The organism is Methylorubrum zatmanii, from assembly GCF_014845115.1.
GTDB classification, from domain to species: domain Bacteria; phylum Pseudomonadota; class Alphaproteobacteria; order Rhizobiales; family Beijerinckiaceae; genus Methylobacterium; species Methylobacterium zatmanii.
In genome coordinates, this window is sequence record NZ_NKUI01000041.1 from 1 (window position 1) to 21,679 (window position 21,679).

The window sequence follows — 21,679 nt, forward strand, 5'->3', positions numbered from 1 at the left end:
AGGGCCGGTCGTCGCGCACCACCGTCCAGAGCCGGCCCGTGCGGGTCTTGCCCTTGGCCAGGACCGGCACCGGCGTATCGTCGAGATGCAGGCGCTCGGCTCCCCGGACATGGGCCTCGATCCGGGCGACCAGGGGCGACAGGGCGGTGGTGACGGCCCCGACCCAGCCGGCGAGCGTCGAGACGTCGATCGGTACGCCCTCGTGGGCGAAGCGCTGGCTCTGGCGGTGCAGCGGCAGGTGAAGGCCGAACTTGGCCATCATCACCTCGGCCAGGAGGTTCGGCCCAGCCCGGCCCCGCGGGATCGGATGGAAGGGAGCCGGATTCTGCGCGAGGGTCTCACAGTCGCGGCAGGAGAAGCGCTCGCGCACGTGCTGGATCACCACCCAGCGGGCCGGGATCCGCTCCAGGGTCTCGGTGCTGTCCTCGCCGATCGGGCGAAGCCGCGTCCCGCCGCAGCAGGCGCAGGTGGTCGGTCCGGGATGGACGACGCGCTCGCGCGGCAGATGTTCGGGCAGGGGCCGGCGGGCGGGCTTGCGCCGGGAGAACGCCGTGGTGGCACCCGCTTCGGGCTCGGCCGTCGCCTGCGCCTCGGTCTCGGCCAGGGTCTCCTCCAGATCCTCCAGCGTGAGTTCGAGCTGATCGATCCGGGCACTGCGTTCCGAGGAGGCCCCGAAGCGTTCCCGTCGCAGCCGGGCGACCTCCAGCTTCAGCCGTTCGACCGCGATCTCGGACACGAGCCGCGCCGCGCGCTCGGCCAGGATCATGGCGTGGGCGGCAGCGAGATCGGTGGGAAGCGGCGGGGGCTCGGGCGCGTTCGGCACGCCTTAGAGAAGAGCATATCGCTCAGCCTTTGTAACGCGTTATCCTCAGCCGACCGCACCAGGACGCCACGTCTCCTGCGGCATGCGCCAATCGATGCCCGAGAGCAGGTAACCGAGCTGCGCCGTCGAGATCGTCACGGCTCCATCCGCCACCGAGGGCCACAGGAAGCGGCCGCGGTCGAGCCGCTTGGTGTAGAGGCACGCGCCCTGGCCATCGTGCCAGATCACCTTGATCAGGTCGCCGCGCCGGCCGCGGAACACGAACAGGTGCCCGCCATGGGGATCGCGCTTCAGCGTCTCCTGGACGATCAGCCCCAGGCTGGAGAAGCCTTTGCGCATGTCGGTGTGGCCGGTGGCCAGCCAGACCCGGACGTTGGCCGGCAGCGGGATCATCGGCCCTCCAGGGCATCGAGCACCCGACGCAGCGCCGCCGCATCGACGTCCCGGTCGACCTTGAGACGCCGACCACCGCCGAGATCGATCTCCATGATCCCCGTCTTGCGCCGCGCTCGACGGGGCTGGCCCGCAACACTCGGATCATCCGGCTGCAGGGCCGGAACTGCCGGCGACGGCTCCAGGGTGATCGCGACGGGCACGAAGACCGGGGCCTGCCCGTCCCCGCCCAAACGGCCTTGCCGAGCTTGGCGTCGCCAGGTGAACAGCAGACCTTGGGCGATCCCGTGCCGGCGCGCCACCGAGCACACCGACACGCCAGCCTCGTACGAGGCTTCGACGATCCGCGCCTTGTCCTCGAACGACCAGCGCCGCCGCCGTTCGACCCCCTCCAGTACCTCAACCCGCATCGCCCCGACCCGCTGACCTTAACGCCAGCATTAAAGTCAGGCTTCAGCCGGGTGCGCGACGCCGTCCAGCCCGGCCATCACCGGACGCATACCCCGAGGACGCACCGCTTCCCCTTCGGTCGCGACGGCGCAGCGGGAGTTTTGTGAAAGACACTTCGCCGTTCAATTCAGGAAATTGCGGGCGCCGTCCGGATCGGCCAAGCCTGCCTGCGGGCTGTAGGGCAGCGAGGCGATCAGCAGGATCAGCAGCAGCGCCACGGTCGCGCAGGCCAGGGCCGCGCCCAGCCTCTGGGGGTCGAACCGACGGCTGCCGATCACCGCGCAGCCCAGCGTGAAAGCTGCCGCTTCGGCAATGGGTATCAAATGTGGGATGGTCATCGATCCGTCTTGTCCTCGGTCGCAGGGGGCGTGCGGGCACATCTCTGGAAAAGTGGCACTCCGTTCGCTGCAGGAGTTTAACGGCAAGCACGCGGCTTCGCTCCCGGAATACATCTGAGAGGACGGACGAGCCGGAAAAAAAGTCCGCCTCAAGGCATCGAAGACGGAAGCTTGGCCATTTCAAGCGATGCCTCTTCTTCAAAATCTCGAACGCCGTTGCTCAAGGACCGGCCAATAGCACCGTGCCCGGCGAGGCCCGTGACATCCATGTAACGAGCATTTAACCCGTTCCTTGCATCTATAGCGCATGGCGTGTTCAGATGTGAGTGGTGGCTCGGGCGCGATAACTGCGAACGCGGTGATGCTCCCGGTTGCCTTGCTCGCCGCAACCCTGATCGGCGCCCTCTGGTTCAACGGCCCGGTCGCCGCGCCCGACAGGCCGGTCGCTGTCCTGTTTCCGCCCTGGTGGAGTGAGGAGCGGACCCTGGGCGCGGCGGCCGACGCGGGCGGGGCCGTCCTGGGTCTCGGCCGCCTGTCGGGCCTCGTCGTCACTCAATCCTCTGATCCCGGCTTCCCCGAACGCCTTCGGGCGGCCGGGGCCCTCATTCTGTTCGATCCGAGAGGCTTCGGCCTCTGCACGCCTTCCCGAGAGCGACTACGATGACATCCGCCCCCCTGCGCGATCTCGATGGCCTGCGCCGCTCGGTCGGTCGTGGCCTGATCGCGCTGCTCTGGCTGCACGTTCCGTTCAATGCCGGCGTGGCCTGCGCCGTGGGGAATCCGATCGTGCCGCAGGTCATCCTGGGCCTGATTCTGGCCGTGGCGGCGACCGCGACCCGGCGGCTGCACGGGGACGGCCTGCGACGCGCCTCACCGTGGCGGTGGCGGTGATCGGCACGGTATCGCTGCTGCTCAAAGCGGCGGAGGGACATGCTTGGCAGCTCGATCTGCATATGTATTTCTTCGCCGCCTTGGCGGTGTTGTCGGCCTATTGCGACTGGCGGGTGCTGCTCACCGCGGCCGGGACGATCGCTTTGCATCACCTCGGCCTGAACCTGCTCCTTCCCGCCGCCGTCTATCCCGACGGAGCCAATCTCAGCCGGGTCGTGCTCCATGCGGTGATCGTGGTGGTCGAGACCGCGGTGCTAGTATGGCTCAGCCTGCAGCTCGCCTCGCTCTTCACGGTCTCGTCCCGCTCGGTCGCGGCCGCCGAAGCCGCCCGTGCCGCCGAGAACGAGGCGCATGCCCGCCAGAGCGCGGCCGAGTCGGAGGCGCGCGCCGCCCGCCGCCGGACCGCAACCGATCTGGCCGAACGCTTCGAGAGCAGCGTGGACCGTTTGGTGCAACAGGCGGCCGGGTCCGCCAACCGGGTGCGGATCGCCTCTCAGGAACTCTCCGCCGCCGCCGGCGCCGCCGCCCAGCAGACCAGTGTCCTGTTCTCGGCCTCGCAGGAGACTGCCGCCGACGTTCAAGGCGTCGCCGCCGCCGCCAGCACGCTCTCCGCCACGGCGCATGAGATCGGCAGCCACATGGCGCGGGCCGCCGAGGTGGCGGGCCGGGCTGCGCAGGAAGCGGGGCAGACCAACGACACCATGCGCGCCCTGGCCGAGGCCGTCCAGCGCATCAATCAGATCGTCCTCCTGATCGGTACCATCGCCGAGCAGACCAATTTGCTGGCCCTGAATGCCACCATCGAAGCCTCGCGGGCCGGCGCGGCGGGACGCGGCTTCGGCGTCGTGGCGGGTGAGGTCAAGGCGCTCGCGACCCGCACCGCCCGCGCCACGCAGGAGATCGAGGCGCAGATTCTCGCCGTTCAGCAGCAGACGGGGCAGGCCGTCGCCGCCATTGACCGGATCGGCGTGACGATCGAGGAACTCGGCAGCATCACGCGCTCGGTGGCCGACGCCGTCGAGGGCCAAGTGAGAACCACCGACGACATCGCCGGCAATGCCGGCCGCGCGGCCCTGCGCACCGAGGCCGTCTCCGGCAATCTCGACGGCCTCGCCCGCGCGGCCGAGATCCCCGGCACCGCCGCCACCGCCGGCCTCGACGCCGCCGAGCATCTCGCGGGGGAGTGCGACATCCTCGCCGACACCGTCCGCACCTTCGTCGCCACGCTCAGGGCTGCCTGAAGCCCAGGTCAGGCCTCTACCTCTGCCACGGGCCCTCTTGGCAGAGATCGATTTGCGCGTTTGATGGGCAGAGCCGCCAATCGACGGCATCGCTGACGCTGCGAATCGATGAAGGGACGGCATGGGCAGGCGCGATAAGGGGCAGATTGCCCATGACGGCACCGCTTCCCTGATCCAGCGGCTGGTGCAGGCCCCGCCCCTGTCCGACCCGGAAACGGCACGGCGGCGTCTCGGCGAGATCGCCGACGCCTTGCCCGAAGCCCTGCGCGAGGGACCGGCCGCCGACCTCCTGCTGGCGCTTGCCGACCACTCCACCTTCCTCTGGTCCCTGGCCTCCCGCGATCCGAACCGCCTCGCCCGGCTGTTTCAGGAGGCGCCGGAGGCCGCCGATGCCCGGCTGATCGCGAGCCAGCGGGCGGCCGGCCGGGGCGGGGAGGGCGCCGCGCCCGATCTCGACGCGGTTGGCAAACTCCTGCGCCGGAACCGGGCCGAGCACGCCCTGCTGGTCGCCCTCGCGGATATCGGCGGGCTCTGGCCGCTGGAGCGGGTGACCGCCGCGCTGTCCGACTTCGCCGACGCCTCCGTCGCGGCGGCGGTCGATGCCATGCTCCTGCAGGCGGCCTCCGCCGGCCGCTTCCATCCAGTGGAGAGGGAGGATCCCCAGGCCGGGTCCGGCCTCGTGGTGCTGGGGCTCGGCAAGCTCGGCGGGCGCGAGCTCAACTATTCGAGCGACATCGACCTGATCGTCTTCTTCGATCCCGAGGTCGCACCGCTGAAGGAGGGGCTGGAGCCGACGCCGTTCTTCACCAAGCTCGCGCAAGGGGTCGCCAAGCTGCTGCAGGAGCGCACCCGCGATGGCTATGTCCACCGAGTCGACTATCGGCTGCGCCCCGATCCCGGTTCGACCCCCACGGCCATGAACCTCGCCTCGGCCTACGTCTATTACGAGACCACCGGCCAGAACTGGGAGCGGGCGGCCTTCATCAAGGCGCGGGCCATCGCCGGCGACATCCCGGCCGGCGAACGCTTCCTGGCCGACCTGACGCCCTTCATCTGGCGCAAGTATTTCGACTTCGCGGCGATTGCCGACGTGCACGCCATGAAGCGCCAGATCCACGCCGTGCGCGGGCACGAGGCGCTGGCGGTGGCCGGCCACGACATCAAGCTCGGACGCGGCGGCATCCGCGAGATCGAGTTCTTCGTGCAGACCCAGCAGCTGGTCTTCGGCGGCCGCCGGCCGAGCCTGCGCGGGCGCTCCACCGTACCGATGCTGGCGAGCCTGCACGAGGACGGTTGGATCTCCGCCGAGGCGCGGGACGAGCTGAGCGCGGCCTATGCCTTCCTCCGCACGGTCGAGCACCGCCTGCAGATGGTGCGCGACGAGCAGACCCAGCGCCTGCCGACCGACCGGGCCGAGCTGGAAGACTTCGCGCGGTTCGCCGGCTTCCCGGACCTCGCCGGTTTCGAGGCGGCCCTGCTCGGCCATGCCCGCCGGGTGCAGGCCCATTACGCCCTGCTGTTCGAGGCCGGGCCCGATCTCTCCTCGGAGGTCGGCGATCTCGTCTTCAGTGGCGCCGCCGACGATCCGTCCACGCTCGCCACCCTGCGCAGGCTCGGCTTCCGCGATCCCGAGCGCGTCTCCGACACCGTGCGCGGCTGGCATTTCGGCCGGCGCGCGGCCGTGCGCAGCGCCCGTGCCCGCGAGGTGCTGACCGAACTCGTGCCGGCCCTGCTCCAGGCACTCGCTGGCACGCCGGACCCGGATGCGGCCCTGGCCAATCTCGACCGCGCCTTCGGCCGTATGCCGGCGGCGGTGGAGCTTCTGACGATCCTGCGCGAGCACGAGCAGCTGCGGCTGCTCTTCGCCGACCTGCTCGGCAGCGCGCCGCGTCTTGCGGGCACCGTCGCCTTCTCGCCCCACGTGCTCGACGCGGTGATCGATCCCGAATTCGTCGACCCTGCCGTCGATCCCCCTGCCATCGCCGCGCATTACCGCGCCTTGCTCGGCAAGCCCGACAGCCACGAGATCTTCCTCGACCGCAGCCGCGACGCCGCCCGGCAATTGCGCTTCCTGGCCGGGGCGCGGCTGCTCTCCGGCATCCTGACGCCGCGCGCGGCGGGCGAAGCCTTCTCGGCCATCGCCGACGCCGCCGTCGCCACGGCACTGGAGGCGACCTCCCGCGCGTTCTTCACGGATCACGGCGCGGTTCCGCGGGGGCGCATGGTCGTGCTCGGCTACGGTCGCCTCGGCTCGCGCCAACTGACGGCCGAATCCGATCTCGACCTCGTCGTGCTCTACGATTTCGACCCGGAGAACCGCATCAGCGCCGGGCCGAAGCCCCTCGATGCCGCTGTCGCCTATAACCGGCTGACCCAGCGCCTCGTCGCGGCCCTGACCGCGCCGACCCGGCGCGGCCTGCTCTACGAGGTGGATCTGCGCCTGCGACCCGGCGGTGGCCAGGGAGCGGTGGCGACGCAGTTTCGCAGCTTCCGCGCCTATCAGCGGGAAGACGCCGACCTGTGGGAGCATATGGCGCTCACCCGCGCCCGCGTGATCGCCGGAGACCCGAGCCTCGCCGCGGAGGCTCAGGAGACGATCCGTAGCGCCCTGATGCAAGCACGAGACTGGGAGACGGTGCGCCGTTCCGTCCGCGAGATGCGCGCCACGGTCGAGCGGGAGAAGGGCGATCACGGCCCCCTCGACCTGAAGCTCAGCCCCGGCGGGCTGCTCGACCTCGACTTCCTGGCCCAGGCCATGGTTCTCGGCCACGCTCGGACCCATCCCGGCCTGATCGGCCGCGACGCGGCGGAGGTGTTCGCCCAGGCGGCGGAGGCGGGCCTGATCGAGGCCGACGAGGCGGAGCGTTTGGGGAGTGCCTACCGCCACCTCGACGACGGGCATCAGTGGCAGCGCCTGATGGTCGAGGGGGACCCGACAGAAGCCTCTGCCGTCGCCCTGGCCCGACTTGCGCGCGCCGCGAACCTGCCCGACGCGAAGGCGCTCACCGCCCGCCTCGACGAGGAGCGGCGGACGGTGCGCGCACTCTTCGACCGCCGGCTCGGCACACCGGATTAGGTGTATGGTCCCGGCACGACCTGCCGTTCGGTGCGCGGCATGGCGGTGGGAACGCGGCCGATGCCGCTGGCCTGATCGCCGCACTCCCGTCGCCTCGACCCGGCCGCGACTTTTGCGGGATGAGTTGCCTGCGCGGGAACGGGTTGCAGGATGGGAGGGCCGCCCCCTAATCTGACGTCCATGAGCGTCGTCGCGATCGATTTCGAGACCGCCAACGAGCGGCGCGACAGCGCCTGCGCGGTCGGGCTCGCCTGGATCGAGGGGGGCCGCGTGGTGCGGCGCGAATCCCGTCTGATCCGCCCGCCGCAGATGCGGTTTTCCCCCGGCAACATCCGCATCCACGGCATCCTGCCGGCGGATGTGCGCGACGCGCCGAGCTTCCCCGAAGTCTTCGCCGAATTCGCGCCGGACCTCGGCGGCCGGCTGCTGCTCGCCCACAATGCCGGCTTCGACATGGGCGTGCTCGCCGCCTCGCTCACGGCCTGGGGCGAGCCGGTGCCGGAGATGATGGGCCATTGCACGCTGCAGATCGCCCGGCGCATCTTTCCCGATCCGGCCGGCCACGGCCTCGCGAAGGTCGCCGCGCGCCTCGGGATCCGCTTCGAGCACCACGATGCGGGCGAGGATGCCTATGCCTGCGCCGAGATCGCCCTCGCCGCCCTGCGCGAGACCGGCGCGACCGACATTGCCGACCTCGCCCGCGGCCTCGGCCTGACGCCGATTCAAGCCGCCGCGACGCCGCGACGGGACTTCACCCGCTCCACCTCCGCCCGGGCCATCAGGGCCTCCGGCATCGTCGATCGTCGTCCGAAGGGGGAGCTGCGCTTCGCCATGCGCGGCAGCACCGGCAACCGCTACGTTCTCGCGTTCGAGGAACAGGCGGACGGCCCTTATCTGCGCTGTTCCTGCCCGGCCGGCACGCACCGTCGCCGCTGCCGCCACGTCGATGCGCTGGTCGAGGGGGACGTGACGGACCTCACCTCGAACAATCTTGAGGATGTCGAGCGCCTGCGCCAACGTCTCGACGGCAAGAGCGTGGGCCCCCTCCGCGCGAAGGGCGTCGCGGCGGCGTGAAGAGCCGATTGAGACGCGAACGCTATGGCCTCGCCCTCATCCCGATGCACCGGAACGCGGCCGATGCCGCGAAATCTCGCGAAGACCGGAGGGGTCATCAACACCCGCCGGTGCGGGCATCTCGGTGCCTGTTCGAGCAATCCGCTTCGGCAGCCATGACAGGCCTCATTGAGGCACTGCGCCAGCAGTCTCGAAGCAGCCCTCAACCCTTCTCCCGGCGGAGGAATCCCCTGGGATCGCCGGTTCCGGTGTGCTTCGAGGCCGATCTGTCGCTCGGCGCCTCAGCATGAGGATGGCAGGACTTGCCCAGCAAGTGAGTGGGAACAGGCTCTCACGATGAGAGCTTAAATCCGGTATGATTGCGACGATAGACTTTGGCTGAACAGCAAGCCCTGTTTCGCGGCTGATTGCCTGAACTTTGGGCGTACTCCGTCACCGCGTGCGTAACCCCAGGACTTGCGGCGGCGCCGGACCGGCACCGCCGCAGGCGCCTCACAGACTCGCCTCCTCGAAGGCCCGCACCCATTCCGCGCAGATCCCGGAGCGGACGATGTCGTCGAGGGTGAATTCCACGATCGGGATCGCCATCAGCCGGCTCTTCACGAGGTGGATGACCGTGCGCAGGCCGGAAGTCTCACGCAGATCGGTCTGCGAGACGTCGCCGTTGATGATCACTTGGCAATCGTCGCCGATGCGGGTCAGGAACATCTTGATTTCGGCGGTGGTGGTGTTCTGTGCCTCGTCGAGGATCACGAGGCAGTTCTTGAAGGTGCGTCCGCGCATCACCTCGAACGGCACCACCTCGATGTCGCCGGCCTTCACCGCGATGTCGAAGGCGGCGGCGCCCATGCGCTCCTTCATGGTCTCGGTGAGCGGCGCGACCCAGGGCGCGATCTTCTCTTCCAGCGTGCCGGGGAAGAAGCCGAGCGAGCGGCCGGAGGGAACGTTGGGTCGGGTGATGACGACCTTGGCGATCCGCCGCTGGCGGAGCAGGTCGGCGGCGCGGGTGCCGGCGATGAAAGTCTTGCCGGTTCCGGCGGGCCCTAGAACGATGACTTGTGAAGATGACGCGAGGGCGTCGAGGTATTGACCTTGTTTGTCCGTGAGCGGTTGGATCGGTGCGGGGTTACGTTCCTCGTCGAAGCGGGTCCGATGCATCCGGATCGGTCGGTCCTCAACCAGTTCAAGCCGTGCGCGTCGTCTCTTCATGGATCAACACTCCACCTTGACTCGTGCGTGACGCTCGTAAACTCGCTTTTTCAACCGGTCTCGACTGTGCGAACACTCCTTCGATTCGGCGAAGACACCGCCGATCTTCGATCATCGACACGCAAGAGCAAAGCCAATTGTCCCGAGTCGGTTCCGCGACACGACGAGAAGGCTGTGGAGCGCGTCTTTACGGCAACGCTTCTTGCGGGCCTTCAGCGTCGCAGGTGCCGGCGACGGGGGCGTGACGGGCGGACGAAGAAGCGATGAACCCTCGCGCCTCTCGGCGGCGGTCGCGGATCGGGACGATCCTGCATGGGCCATCGTGGGCGTCGCCCTCCTCGGGCGAGCGGGCGGCCGGCTCACCTCGCAGGCGGGCCGGCGGGACGCTTCAGCCGGGCTGGAGGAAGCTGTCGAGCACCATCTTCCGGCCGGCCTTGTCGAAGTCAACGGTCAGCTTGTTGCCGTCAACGCCCGCGACGGTGCCGGGGCCGAACTTGGTGTGGAAGACGCGCTGGCCGCCGGAAAAGGCGGAGGGTGTCGCGGTGGATTTGGCAACCAGTTCGCCCTCGATCTCCCGCGGCCCGCCCGAGCGTCCGCCGCCGCGCCCGCTGCCGAAGCCGCCGGCGGTGTTGGCCTGGGCCCGCTGCCAGCCCGGCGTGCCGTAGGACGAGCCGAACGGCGCCGGGTTGCGGTCGAAGCGCGAGGCTCCGGCCGAGAAATGGGCGGGCGCCTCGATCACATCGACGGCATGAGGCGGCAACTCGTCGATGAAGCGGGAGGGAATGGTCGAGGACCACAGCCCGTGGATGCGCCGGTTGACCGCGAAGGACAGCTTGGCGCGCTTGCGGGCACGGGTGAGCCCGACATGGGCGAGCCGCCGCTCCTCCTCGAGGCCGGCCCGCCCGCTCTCGTCGATGGCGCGCTGGTTCGGGAACAGGCCGTCCTCCCAGCCGGGGAGGAACACGGTATCGAATTCGAGTCCCTTGGCGGCATGGAGCGTCATCAGCGAGACGCGGTCGGCCCCCTCCGCCTCGCTGGCTTCCATCACCAGGGAGACGTGTTCGAGGAAGCCCGCCATATCCGGGAATTCCTCCATCGAGCGGACGAATTCCTTGAGGTTTTCGAGCCGCCCGGCGGCATCGGCGGAGCGGTCCTTCTGCCACATCTCGGTGTAGCCGGATTCCTCCAGGATCGTCTGCGCGACCTCCGGGTGGGGCTTGGCCTCTACCAGCCGGGTCCAGCGGGAAAAGCTCTCGACGAGGCCGCGCAGCATCGAGCGGGCGCGGGGCTTCAGCTCGTCGGTCTCGATCAGCTTCCGCGCCGCGGCGAGCAGCGGGATCCGGTCGGCGCGGGCATAGGCGTGCAGCGTCTGCAACGTCGCGTCGCCCAGGCCCCGCTTCGGCGTGTTGAAGATGCGCTCGAAGGCGAGGTCGTCGGCCCCGTTCATGGTGACGCGGAGATAGGCCAGCGCATCGCGAATCTCGGCCCGCTCGTAGAAGCGCGGGCCGCCGATGACCCGGTAGGGTAGGCCGACCTGCACGAAGCGGTCCTCGATCTCGCGCATCTGCGCCGAGATCCGCACCAGCACCGCGATCTCGGAGAGAGGATGGCCCTTGCGCTGGAGCGATTCGATCGACTCGGCGATCTGGCGTGCCTCTTCCTCCGAATCCCAGGCGCCGGTCACGGTCACGGGCTCGCCCGCCGCGTCCTCCGTGCGGAGCGTCTTGCCGAGCCGGCCCTCGTTCCTGGCGATCAGCCCGGAGGCGGCGGCGAGGATATGGCCGGTGGAGCGGTAATTGCGCTCCAGCCGCACCACGGTCGCGCCGGGAAAGTCATGCTCGAAGCGCAGGATGTTATCGACCTCGGCGCCGCGCCAGCCATAGATCGACTGGTCGTCGTCGCCGACGCAGGCCACGTTCTTGCGCGCCTGGGCCAGCAGGCGGAGCCAGAGATACTGGGCGACGTTGGTATCCTGATACTCGTCGACCAGGATGTAGCGGAACCGGTCCTGGTAATTGGCCAGGATGTCCGGGTTGTCGCGCCAGAGCTTGAGGCAGAGCAGCAGAAGATCGCCGAAATCGACCGCGTTGAGGGTGGCGAGCCGGGCCTGATAGGCGGCATAGAGCTGGCCGCCCTTGCCGAAGGCGAAGGCCTGTGCCTCGCCGGGGGGCACCTGCTCGGGGCCGAGGCCCCGGTTCTTCCAGCCATCGATGGTGTGGGCCAGCGACCGGGCCGGCCAGCGCTTCTCGTCGATGTTCTGGTCGGCGATGACCTGCTTCATCAGGCGCAGCTGGTCGTCGGTGCCGAGGATGGTGAAGTCGGATTTGAGCCCGACCAACTCGGCGTGACGGCGCAGGATCTTGGTGCCGATGGCGTGGAAGGTGCCGAGCCAGGGCATGCCCTCGCCCGCCGGGCCGATCAACTGGCCGATGCGGTGTTTCATCTCCCGCGCGGCCTTGTTGGTGAAGGTCACCGAGAGGATGTCGTAGGGCCGTGCCTTGCCGGTGGCGATCAGGTGAGCGATGCGCGTCGTCAGCACACGGGTCTTGCCGGTGCCGGCGCCCGCGAGCACGAGCACGGGTCCCTCCGTCGCCTCGACGGCGCGGCGCTGTTCCGGGTTCAGGCCGGAGAGGTAGGAGGCTCCGTCGGGCCTCAGCGCGGCCATGGCGCGGGCGGCGATGGAGACGGGAGCGGGGGCGCCGTCGTCGGACGGGCGCGGCCGGGACGCGTCGGGCTCGTGTATCATGGCTGCATCCCTGGACCAAAAGGCGAACGCCGTCGAGCCCCGATCCGGAACCGAGGCCCCCTCTTACGCGTCACACGGGAAGTGAAAACGGATCGAGATAAAGGACACGAGGCCATGCGCGCCCCGTTACTCGCCCTCCTGACCCTGCTCGCCGCCGCCGCGCCGGCCCTGGCGCAGAGCCCCGGCAACCGGGGGGCCACGACGCGGATGAACGAGAATTTCGAGACGCGGAACCAGATCCGCAACTTCGAGCAACGGCAGACCTTGGAGAACAGCGCCGTCCGCAACCAGATCCAGCGGGCGCCGCTCAACGTTCCGCCGCCGACCGGCCCGGCTTACGGCCCCCGTCGCTGAGCCTCGTCCAAGCTTAAGCGTGGGATGCGAGCCGACCTTCGTCTGTGCTATGGCCGCCTGAACGAGTTGTGCGAAATCCGTCTCCGCCTCCACTCGGTGGATCGGCTTACCGAACTCGAGGTGAATCCTGCGGCCCGCAGGCCAGGCGGAAGCGATAACGGTGCGTGATTTCCTGACCGCGCTTGCGGGCGCCGTCGTGCTGGTCCTCGTGGCGGCGCTGGTCGTGCCGCCCTTCATCGACTGGTCGGCCCATCGCGCGCTGATCGATCGTACCCTGGCCGATTCCCTCGGCGCCGGAGCCCGCAGCGAGGGCACCGTCGATCTGCGTTTCCTGCCTTCGCCGCATCTGCGGCTCGGCCGGCTGCGGCTCGGCACCGGGGACGGACCGGCCATCGATGCCCGCTCCGTCGAGGCCGAGATCGCCCTGGCGCCGCTGCTGAAGGGCGAGGTGCGCTTCATCCAGACCTCGATCGAGGACGCCGCCCTCACCTTGCCGGTCTCGGACGAAGCGTTGCTGCTGCCGGAGGGCGCGCAGGCGTTCCGCCGCGACATCGTCATCGATGACCTGACCATTCGCCGCCTGTCCGTCGCCACCCTGCGCAGGGGCGAGGCGCCACAGGAACAGGTGAGGGCGGAGAATCTGCGCCTGAGGGCTCCCGCCCTTGCCGGACCGTGGCTGATGGAGGGAACGGCGAAGGGCAGCCCGTTCCATTTGGTCACGAGTGCCGCCGGACCGGAGGGTGGGTTCTCGCTCAAGCTGACCGGCGGCGGCGACACCGTGCCCCGGCTGGAAGTGGATGCGCGGCTCGCCTTCAAGCCCGTGGAAGCCGCTTTTGGACAGACGCCGCAACGCGGTCTCGTGCCAGAGGCGGAAGGGTCGGCGCGGCTCACTGTCGGCCCCCCGGTGCAGCCGGCCGGCGCGACGTTGCCCTTCACGATGGCCGCCAAGTTCATCTCTCATGGAGCGGTCGTCGAGGCGAAGACGGTCGATCTCGAACTCAACCCCGGCGGCAAGGCGGCGCGCCTCTCGGGGAGCGGCCGCCTCGACCTGCGCGAGGCCCGGCTCGGCCTGACCCTGCGCACCCGCCGCCTCGATCTCGACGGGCTCCTGTTGTCGTCCGGGGGGCGGGCGCTTCTGGATCAGGGACTGACCTCCGGCGCCCTGACCCCGCCGCTGATGCTCGATCTCGACCTCGCCGCGGAGAGCATGGCGCTGGGCCTCGACGACTGGGCGAATGTCGCCCTGCGCGGCACCTTCGACCGGACCGGCGGCCTCGTGCTGCGCCGCTTCGAGGGCACCGCCCCCGGCGAGGCGAGGGTGGCGGCGACCGGGGAGGCCGAACTGTCGGGGGCGCCCCGCTTCTCCGGGCATGTCGAGATCGCCGCGCGCAATTCCGAGGGCCTCGGGCGCTATCTCGGCCGGATCGGAGCGGCGGAGAGCCTTGCGGTCATTCTCGACGGACGCGCCCTCGATCTCGGCACCGATCTGTCGGCGGCGGGAGCGGACCTGTCGGTGCGCAACCTGCGCCTCGCGCTCGGCGATGCCCGCCTGACCGGCAATGCCCGCTACGCCAGGGCGGAGGCGGACGGGCGCGGGCGCCTCGACGCGCAGATCGGCGCGAGCGGCCTCGACATCGCCGAACTGCCCCCGGTCGGCCAGCTGATGGCGGGGCTCAACCGGCTCGATCTCGGCCTGACCCTGAAGGCGCGCGACGTACGCTACGGACCGTCCGGCCCGAATTCCGGCAACGGCACCATCGCGGTGAGCCTGCAATCGGACGGCGCGAGCCTCGTGGTCGATGGGCTCGACGTCACCGATCTTGCCGGGGCGAATGCGCAACTCGCCGGCCGGATCGCCCCCGATGGATCGGGGCGAATCGAGGGACGCGTTTCGGCGGCCAGGGCCGCACCGTTGCTGGCCCTCCTGGAACGCGGCTTCCTGCCGGAGGCCCGCCTCGTGCCGCAGAGTTTTCGCGAGAACGGGCTCACCCTCGACCTGACCCTGGAGCGGGAAGCGGGCGAGGCAGATTCCCTGCGCGCGACCGCAAAGGGACGGGCAGGCGGGGGCAATCTCGATCTGGCGCTGTTGACGCATCTCGGCCGGATCGACCGCCTCGACGCAACCCTGGCGACCGAGAGGACCGGCCGCTGGTTTCGTCGCGACGACATCGCGGCCCTGCGTCAGCCCGGACGCCTGCACATGACCGGAACGCGGCCGGCAGCCGAGGCGGGGACGATCCCACCGCTGTCGCTCGGCATCGAGGGCAACCTCGCCGGCCTCACCCTGTCGACACCGCGCCCGATCCTGCTCGACACCCGCGATGGGCCGCCGACGGGCGGCGAGATCCGCATCGAGACGCCTGACCTCGCGCCTTTCCTCGTCCTTGCCGGCAGCGCCGGGCCGGCCACCGGACCGCTTCCCGCCTCCCTCGCCTTCGTGCTGTCGCGGCGGAACGCGGCCCTGCATGCCGATGTCTCCGGCCGGGCCGCCGACACCGATCTGTCCGCCGCCCTCGATTGGGCTGCCGCCAGCACGCTGACTGGGAGCGTCACGCTCGGCCGTCTCTCGCTGCCGGCGCTTTCCGCCGCGACTCTGATGCCGACGGACGCCAACGGCCGCTTCGCTCCGGCGCCGGCTCAGCCGAGAGCCAGTCTCGCCCTCAAGGTGGGGCAGCTGGAACTCGGCCGCGGCCTCGTGGCCGAGGCGGCGAGCCTGACCCTGTCGCGCGAGGGCGATTCCCTCGTGCTGCGCGATCTCGCCGCCGGTCTGAGTGGTGGTCGGATCGGCGGCAGCCTGACACTGGCGCAGTCGGGCGGCACGGCCTCGGTCTCGGGTGAGGGCACCCTCGACGATGCCGACCTCGCCGGCTTGATCGGCTCCGGCTCGGTGAAGGGCCGCCTCTCGGCGGCACTCCGCTTCGGCGCCAGCGGCGCGAGCCTCGCCGCGTTGGCGGAGGGGCTGTCGGGAAGCGGCGAGATCCGCTTGGCCGACCTCACGCTTCCCGGAGCCGATGCGAGCGGTCTCGACCGGGCCCTCACCAAAGCGCTGGCCGAGGACGATCCCCTGCGCGAGGGCCGACTGCAAACCCTCGTCGCGGAGCAGCTTTCGGCGGCGCCGCTGCGCACGAAGGCGCCGGTCTCCGCCGCCTTCACCCTCTCGGGCGGGACGCTCCGCACCGCGCCCCTCAGCCTCGACCTCGGACAGGCGCGCTGGAACGGCACGATCCAGGTCGATCTGCGTACCAGGATCGTCGATGCCCGCGGAGCCCTGACGGCGTCGGCGGCGCCGAAGGGCTGGTCCGGCGCGGCTCCCTCGGTTCAGCTCGGCTTTGCCGGCCCGCTTGCAGCACCCGAGCGGCGGCTCGACACGGCCCCCCTGACGACGGGGCTCGCCGCCCTTGTGCTGCAAAGGGAGCTGGAGAAGATCGAGCTGTTCGATGCCGACCAGAGCGAGCGCCAGCGCCGCCGCGCCCGGATCGAGATGGACGCTGCCCGCGCCGCCGCCGAGGAGGCCGCGCGGCAGGCCCGGATCAAGGCGCAGCAGGCCGCCGAGGAGGCGGCCCGCCAAGCCCGCCAGCGCGAAGCGGAGGAGGCCGCCCGCCGCGCCCGCATCGAGGCCGAGCCGGCGCCGCCCCGGCCGGAAACGCCGCCACTGGACATCAGCCCCCCGACTCTGAGACCCTGATCCGGTCTGGATCCTGCGTCGCCTGTCCACCGTAACCGCAACCGCCCGCCGGCCGTTCTGACAGGAGGGCCGCGTTGGCGGCCGACGGAGGCGGGGGGATCGCGATGGTCGCAACGGAAATCGGCGCCGCACCCATCCGCTCCGCTCCCCGCTTCGATGCCCCCTATGCCCAGGACGACGCTGCCCTTGCCGAAATCCTGCTGCGAGAGGCCACCGAAACAGGCGCGACGGCGGCGGCCATCGATGCCCTCGCCTCGGACCTGATCGGCGCGATCCGGGCCGATGCCGGTCACGGCGCCATCGAGACCCTGCTGCGGGAATACGCGCTGACGACCCGAGAGGGCCTCGCGCTGATGAGCCTCGCCGAGGCGTTGCTGCGGGTGCCTGATCCGGCCACCGCCGACCGGCTCATCGCCGACAAGCTGCGCGAGGGCGATTTCGCCCATCACGCCCCGCGCTCGGACAAGGGGCTCGCCCAGGCGGCGTCCTGGGCGCTCGGTCTCGGTGCTCGCCTCGTCGGCCCGCAGGATACGCCGGAGGTCACCCTGGGCAGCCTCGTGCGCCGGCTCGGCCGGCCGGCGGTGCGGGCGGCGGCCTCTCAGGCGATGCGGGTGATCGGGGGCCAGTTCGTTCTGGCGGAGGAGATCGACGCCGCGCTCAAGCGGGCCGGTTCCGGGGCCGCGCGGCGGCTGCGCTACTCCTTCGACATGCTGGGCGAGGGCGCCCGCACGGCCGAGGACGCCGACGGCTATCGCCACGCCTACGCCATGGCGATCCAGCGCATCGGCCGCGAGGCCGGTAACGCGCCTCTCCCCGCCCGGCCCGGCATCTCCGTGAAGCTCTCGGCCCTCCATCCGCGCTACACGCCGACCCAGCGTGAACGGGTGATGTCCGAACTGGTGCCGGTGGCACTGGATCTCGCCCGGAGCGCCCGCGCCCATGACCTCAACTTCACCCTCGACGCGGAGGAGGCCGAGCGGCTCGAACTGTCCCTGGAGGTGTTCGCCGCGATCCTGGCCGATCCGGCGCTGAAGGGGTGGGACGGCTTCGGCCTCGCTGTCCAGGCCTATTCGAAACGCTGCCTGCCGGTGATCGATCATGTTGCGGCGCTCGCCGCCCATCACGAGCGACGGCTGATGGTGCGTCTCGTCAAGGGCGCCTACTGGGACACGGAAGTGAAGCTCGCCCAAATCCAGGGCGCTTCCGATTATCCGGTCTTCACCCGTAAGGCGATGACGGACCTGAACTATCTCGCCGCCGCGCGCCGGTTGCTGGGCCACCGCCCGTATCTCTACCCGCAATTCGCTACCCACAACGCGCTGACGGTCGCGAGCGTGCTCGGTCTCGCGGGTCTGCTCGAACGCCCGGTGACGGAGGAGGCCGGCTTCGAATTCCAGCGCCTGCACGGCATGGGAGAGGCGCTCTACCAGAGGCTCGCCGAGCGGATGCCCGGTCTCGGTCAGCGGGTCTACGCGCCGGTCGGCGGCCACCGCGAATTGCTCGCCTATCTCGTGCGTCGCCTGCTGGAGAACGGGGCGAATTCCTCCTTCGTCGCCCGCGCCGCCGATCCCTCGGTGCCGGTCCCGTCGCTGCTCACGCGTCCCCAGGCCCTGATCGGAACGCCGGCCCTCGCCCGCCACCCGGAGATCGCACGGCCCGGCGACCTGTTCGGGCCGGAGCGCCTCAACTCACCCGGGCTCGCCTTCGGGGACGGCGCGGCGCTCCGGCGGCTGACTGCGGAAATCACCGCCGCAGCCGGCCTGGCCGAAGCCGCGCCGATCCTCGACGGCATCGCTTGTGCCGGACCGTCACGCCCGGTGATCAGCCCCATCGACGGGACCAAGCTCGGCACCGTGACGGAAGCGGATGCCGCCGTTGCCGCCCGCGCCATGGAAACCGCCGCAACGGGCTTTCCCGCCTGGACCGCGATGCCCGCCCAGGAACGCGCCGCCTGCCTCGACCGCGCGGCGGAAGCCTTTATGCGGGAGCGCGGACGCCTGCTGCACCTGCTTCAGATCGAAGCCGGAAAAACCCTCGACGACGCACTGGCCGAATGGCGCGAGGCGATCGACTTCCTGCGCTACTACGCGGCCGAGGGGCGGCGTCTGTTCCGCCGACTCCAGGCCTTGCCGGGTCCGGCGGGCGAGGCGAACAGCCTTAGTCTGGCCGGCCGTGGCGTCTTCGTCGCGATCTCGCCCTGGAATTTCCCCCTCGCCATCTTCACCGGTCAGGTCGCCGCGGCGCTGATGGCCGGCAATGCGGTCGTCGCCAAGCCGGCCCCTCAGACGCCGTTGGTGGCGGCTCTCGCCGTGCGCCTGCTTCACGCGGCCGGCGTGCCGGCGGGCGCGCTTCAGCTGACGCCCGGCGGGCCCGAGACCGGGGCCGCGCTGATCGCGCATCCGGCGCTCGCCGGGGTCGTCTTCACCGGCTCCACGGCGACCGCGCGGGCAATCAACCGGTCGCTCGCCGCGCGGGACGGGGCGATCCTGCCGCTGATCGCCGAGACCGGCGGCATCAACGCCATGATCGTGGATGCCACCGCCCTGCCCGAGCAGGTGGCCGACGACGTGGTGACCTCGGCCTTCCGCTCAGCCGGTCAGCGCTGCTCGGCCCTCCGGCTGCTGCTCGTGCAGGAAGATGTGGCGGACCGGATGATCGCGGCGGTCGCGGGGGCCGCACGGGAGTTGCAGGTCGGCGATCCGCGCCACCTCTCGACCGATCTCGGGCCGGTGATCGACGGAGCCGCCAAGGCCCGGCTCGACGCGCATATCGCCAGGATGACGGCGGAGGCCCGTGTGCATGTCGCGGGTGTGGCACCGCAGGGATTGTATGTGGCGCCTCATCTCTTCGAGATCGGCGGCGTCGCCGATCTCCGGGAGGAGGTGTTCGGGCCGATCCTGCATGTGGTGCGCTACCGGGCGGATGCCCTGGCGCGGGTGGTGGAAGAGATCCGGGCCGGCGGCTACGGATTGACGCTTGGGATCCAGTCGCGGATCGAGGAGAGCGTCGAACGGATCGCCGCGGCGCTGCCCCACGGCAATGTCTACGTGAACCGCACCATGATCGGGGCCGTGGTCGGCAGCCAGCCCTTCGGCGGCACCGGTCTGTCCGGCACCGGCCCGAAGGCCGGCGGCCCGCATTACCTGATCCGCTTCGCCACGGAGCGGACGCTCACCGTCAACACCGCCGCAGCGGGCGGCAACATCGGCCTCGTCACCCTCGACGGATGAGCCCGAGCGGCGCCGGGAACGGCGACGTGCTACTTGTCCTCGACCTTGGCCACCGGCCGGTCGTTGCCCTGCGCAGTCTCGTCATGCCACTGGCCGCGACCGTCCTGGTAGCGGATGCCCTCGGTCGAGCCCGGCACCTGCTGCTCGGCGGCGGCGGCCTGCGCGGCCTGCAGAGCCTCCTGCCGGCTCGGGAAGGGCTCAGAAAAGACATCGCCGACCTTGTAGGCGTAGCCGCCGTCATGCTCGACGATGTGGTAGGTCACCTCGGTCATCGAAAACATCCTGCTCGTTTCAGGCGCGATTGCGCGCACATGCTGGTGCCCGAACCGCTTTCGATGCCGGAGGTTCCGTTTCACGCCGGTCTCAGTGCCGTGTCGGCGCCCGTCTCGGGATCTGCGCGACCGCCGCTTCGCAGCCCGCGATCAGCGAGCCGCGCACGTCTTCGGGATCGAAGCCGGGCCCATTCGGAAAGGCGAGGATATGCGCCTCGGCGCTGTCCTCGGGACGGATGCGGGCGATCCAGCCCTCTTGCGTCCTCTCGAAGCGGACCTCGTAGACGATGCCGTCCCGTTCGAAGCTGTGCGGTTCCATGCGGCGCCTTTCCGGCCGCGAGCGACGATGCGGCCTGTCGCCATGTGGGGAGCCGCCCTATGCTGGCGCGAGATCCCCTGATCCGGAAATTGGCCGAACCATGCGTCCGACCGCCCTCCTTGCCGCCGCGCTCTGCTTGAGCGCCGGCCCCTGCCTCGCCCAGGGCGTGCCGCCGAATCCGTTTGCCTCGAACTATCCGTCCGCCCCGCCGCGCATGATGGAGCGGGACGACCGCCCGCGCGCCTCGCATGCGCGCCGCCCGGTCCCGCCGGCCCGCATCGAGCGGGGATTGCTGCCGCCCGCCGAGATTCCGGGGCGGTGAGACAGGGAGCGCCCCGGTTCTAAGCCTGCCCGAGTTCGGCGACGATGGCGCTGACGATGCGCGGATCGCTCGGATCGATCTGCGTGGCGAAGGCGGCGCGCAGGCTGCCGTCACGGCCGACCAGATATTTGTGGAAGTTCCATTGCGGGGTCTGACCCGGCTTCTGCTCGGCGGCCCAGCGGTAGAACGGGTGCGGGGCGGGACCGCGCACATGGGTCTTGTCGGCGACCGGGAAGGTGACGCCGTGGTTCTTCCGGGCGGCTTCCGCGATGGCCGCCCCGTCCAGGGGCTCCTGATTGCCGAAATCGGGGGAAGGGACCGCGATGACCGTCAGGCCTCGCTCGCCGAAGCGGGTCCACAGCCCCTGGAGGCCGGCGAATTGCGGAGCGTAGCCACAGGCGGTGGCGGTGTTGACGATCAGGATCGGCTTGCCGGCATAGGCCGACAGCGCGAGCGGACCGCCCTCCGGCCTGTCGAAGGAGAAGGCCGCGGCCTCTCCGGCCCGAGCAGGGCCCGCAGCCAGAACGGCGAGCATCGCGAGACAGTCCCGGCGGCGAATCGTCATGGCGTCATGTCCTCCGTTCCTGAGGCTGCCATGCCGCCCCGGTGTGAGGGTACGGGCCTGATCGTCGCGGCAGGGACGTTCGTTCAGGCGGCGCGGGCGGCCAGGGCCTCGCGGACGGTGGTCGCAACAGCCTCCTCGCTGCCCGGATAAGGCACCATGAGGGCATCCGGCGGAACGAGATCGGCGCAGTCGCCGATGGCCGCGTCGCAGGCGACGACGATGCCGAGATTGGGCCGCAGCGCCCGCGCCTCGGCGGCGAGCTGGTCGAATCCCAGGGAGCCGTGCAACTCCGCATCGGTGACGAGGACGTCGATCGGCAGACCGAGCACCAGGACGGTGAGGGCATCCACGGCGGAATCGACGGAAGTCGCGCTGTATCCGGCCCGGCGGAGCTGCCCGTTGATCTCGTCGCGCCATTGCTTGCGGCGGCCGGCGATCAGAACTTGCACACCGTAGCAGCTTCGCGCCACCACAGCGGAGCCCAAGTCCTCGCTTGCACAAGCGCGGCCACGGTCGAACGTCACTTCTTCCCGGTCTTGTTTGCGCTGCATCATCCTAGACTAGGCAATTCGCCGAACACATTCAAGCGAACGAGTGCTCGACTGGGACGTGTGAAGCGACAGGCTGTGCGGCGCGGGAGCATCGGTTTTCGGCCATCGGAGCGCGAGCGACGTGTTGACGCGAGCCCGCG

Annotated in this window: 19 protein-coding genes; 9 read left to right on the plus strand and 10 right to left on the minus strand. The window is 70.3% G+C overall.

Going from position 1 to position 21,679, the window contains the following annotated elements:
- The 4 genes from tnpC to MZTS_RS05195 form a co-directional block, all read right to left on the minus strand.
- Window positions 1-766 (minus strand): IS66 family transposase (gene tnpC, locus MZTS_RS05180; protein ID WP_192282416.1); only part of this gene is annotated, 766 nt, incomplete at its 3' end.
- Between the two features lie 102 nt (window positions 767-868).
- Window positions 869-1,216: an IS66 family insertion sequence element accessory protein TnpB gene (gene tnpB, locus MZTS_RS05185; protein ID WP_192282312.1), complete on the minus strand. Its 348-nt coding sequence runs from the start codon at window positions 1,214-1,216 to the stop codon at window positions 869-871.
- On the minus strand, window positions 1,213-1,626 hold the full coding sequence (gene tnpA, locus MZTS_RS05190; protein ID WP_009866613.1) for an IS66-like element accessory protein TnpA: 414 nt from the start codon (window positions 1,624-1,626) through the stop codon (window positions 1,213-1,215). The genes tnpB and tnpA overlap by 4 nt, the downstream gene beginning before the upstream one ends.
- A 162-nt stretch (window positions 1,627-1,788) precedes the next feature.
- Window positions 1,789-2,004, minus strand: coding sequence for a hypothetical protein (locus tag MZTS_RS05195; RefSeq protein WP_192282314.1), 216 nt, complete (start codon window positions 2,002-2,004; stop codon window positions 1,789-1,791).
- A 361-nt stretch (window positions 2,005-2,365) separates the two neighbouring features.
- On the opposite strand from MZTS_RS05195, the gene MZTS_RS05200 reads away from it, so the two are divergent.
- From MZTS_RS05200 to MZTS_RS05220, 5 genes are all read left to right on the plus strand, one after another.
- Complete coding sequence (locus tag MZTS_RS05200) at window positions 2,366-2,668, plus strand: hypothetical protein (protein WP_192282315.1); 303 nt, start codon at window positions 2,366-2,368, stop codon at window positions 2,666-2,668.
- Window positions 2,665-2,895, plus strand: coding sequence for a hypothetical protein (locus MZTS_RS05205; protein ID WP_192282318.1), 231 nt, complete (start codon window positions 2,665-2,667; stop codon window positions 2,893-2,895). The genes MZTS_RS05200 and MZTS_RS05205 overlap by 4 nt, the downstream gene beginning before the upstream one ends.
- Complete coding sequence (locus MZTS_RS25585) at window positions 2,880-4,136, plus strand: methyl-accepting chemotaxis protein (RefSeq protein ID WP_192282320.1); 1,257 nt, start codon at window positions 2,880-2,882, stop codon at window positions 4,134-4,136. Before MZTS_RS05205 ends, MZTS_RS25585 begins: the two co-directional genes overlap by 16 nt.
- A 121-nt stretch (window positions 4,137-4,257) precedes the next feature.
- Entirely contained in the window at window positions 4,258-7,212 is a 2,955-nt protein-coding gene (locus tag MZTS_RS05215; protein WP_192282322.1) for a bifunctional [glutamine synthetase] adenylyltransferase/[glutamine synthetase]-adenylyl-L-tyrosine phosphorylase, read from the plus strand.
- Window positions 7,213-7,392: 180 nt separating this feature from the next.
- Window positions 7,393-8,286 (plus strand): 3'-5' exonuclease, encoded by an 894-nt coding sequence (locus MZTS_RS05220; RefSeq protein ID WP_192282324.1) that lies wholly within the window; start codon window positions 7,393-7,395, stop codon window positions 8,284-8,286.
- A 492-nt stretch (window positions 8,287-8,778) separates the two neighbouring features.
- On the opposite strand, the gene MZTS_RS05225 is transcribed toward MZTS_RS05220, so the two are convergent.
- Entirely contained in the window at window positions 8,779-9,495 is a 717-nt protein-coding gene (locus MZTS_RS05225; RefSeq protein ID WP_192282325.1) for a PhoH family protein, read from the minus strand.
- A gap of 388 nt (window positions 9,496-9,883) precedes the next feature.
- On the minus strand, window positions 9,884-12,241 hold the full coding sequence (locus MZTS_RS05230; protein ID WP_192282326.1) for an ATP-dependent helicase: 2,358 nt from the start codon (window positions 12,239-12,241) through the stop codon (window positions 9,884-9,886).
- Between the two features lie 114 nt (window positions 12,242-12,355).
- Between MZTS_RS05230 and MZTS_RS05235 the strand changes: the two genes are divergently transcribed.
- The 3 genes from MZTS_RS05235 to putA all read left to right on the plus strand — a co-directional run bounded on the left by MZTS_RS05235 (window position 12,356) and on the right by putA (window position 19,510).
- Window positions 12,356-12,595 (plus strand): hypothetical protein, encoded by a 240-nt coding sequence (locus MZTS_RS05235; RefSeq protein ID WP_192282327.1) that lies wholly within the window; start codon window positions 12,356-12,358, stop codon window positions 12,593-12,595.
- Between the two features lie 160 nt (window positions 12,596-12,755).
- Window positions 12,756-16,280: an AsmA family protein gene (locus MZTS_RS05240; protein ID WP_192282328.1), complete on the plus strand. Its 3,525-nt coding sequence runs from the start codon at window positions 12,756-12,758 to the stop codon at window positions 16,278-16,280.
- Window positions 16,281-16,384: 104 nt separating this feature from the next.
- Window positions 16,385-19,510, plus strand: coding sequence for a bifunctional proline dehydrogenase/L-glutamate gamma-semialdehyde dehydrogenase PutA (putA, locus tag MZTS_RS05245; RefSeq protein ID WP_192282329.1), 3,126 nt, complete (start codon window positions 16,385-16,387; stop codon window positions 19,508-19,510).
- A gap of 29 nt (window positions 19,511-19,539) precedes the next feature.
- Here putA and MZTS_RS05250 read toward each other — a convergent pair whose 3' ends face one another.
- Both MZTS_RS05250 and MZTS_RS05255 read right to left on the minus strand, forming a co-directional pair.
- The gene (locus tag MZTS_RS05250; RefSeq protein WP_192282330.1) at window positions 19,540-19,782 is read right to left on the minus strand and encodes a DUF2188 domain-containing protein; all 243 of its coding nucleotides are present in this window, start codon (window positions 19,780-19,782) and stop codon (window positions 19,540-19,542) included.
- Window positions 19,783-19,873: 91 nt separating this feature from the next.
- Window positions 19,874-20,101 (minus strand): hypothetical protein, encoded by a 228-nt coding sequence (locus MZTS_RS05255; RefSeq protein WP_009863274.1) that lies wholly within the window; start codon window positions 20,099-20,101, stop codon window positions 19,874-19,876.
- Window positions 20,102-20,201: 100 nt separating this feature from the next.
- On the opposite strand from MZTS_RS05255, the gene MZTS_RS05260 reads away from it, so the two are divergent.
- Complete coding sequence (locus MZTS_RS05260; RefSeq protein ID WP_192282331.1) at window positions 20,202-20,423, plus strand: hypothetical protein; 222 nt, start codon at window positions 20,202-20,204, stop codon at window positions 20,421-20,423.
- Window positions 20,424-20,442: 19 nt separating this feature from the next.
- On the opposite strand, the gene MZTS_RS05265 is transcribed toward MZTS_RS05260, so the two are convergent.
- Together MZTS_RS05265 and MZTS_RS05270 are read right to left on the minus strand one after the other, a co-directional pair.
- Window positions 20,443-20,988 (minus strand): glutathione peroxidase, encoded by a 546-nt coding sequence (locus MZTS_RS05265; RefSeq protein WP_192282333.1) that lies wholly within the window; start codon window positions 20,986-20,988, stop codon window positions 20,443-20,445.
- Between the two features lie 83 nt (window positions 20,989-21,071).
- Window positions 21,072-21,542: a response regulator gene (locus tag MZTS_RS05270; RefSeq protein ID WP_192282335.1), complete on the minus strand. Its 471-nt coding sequence runs from the start codon at window positions 21,540-21,542 to the stop codon at window positions 21,072-21,074.
- Window positions 21,543-21,679: the final 137 nt, after the last annotated feature.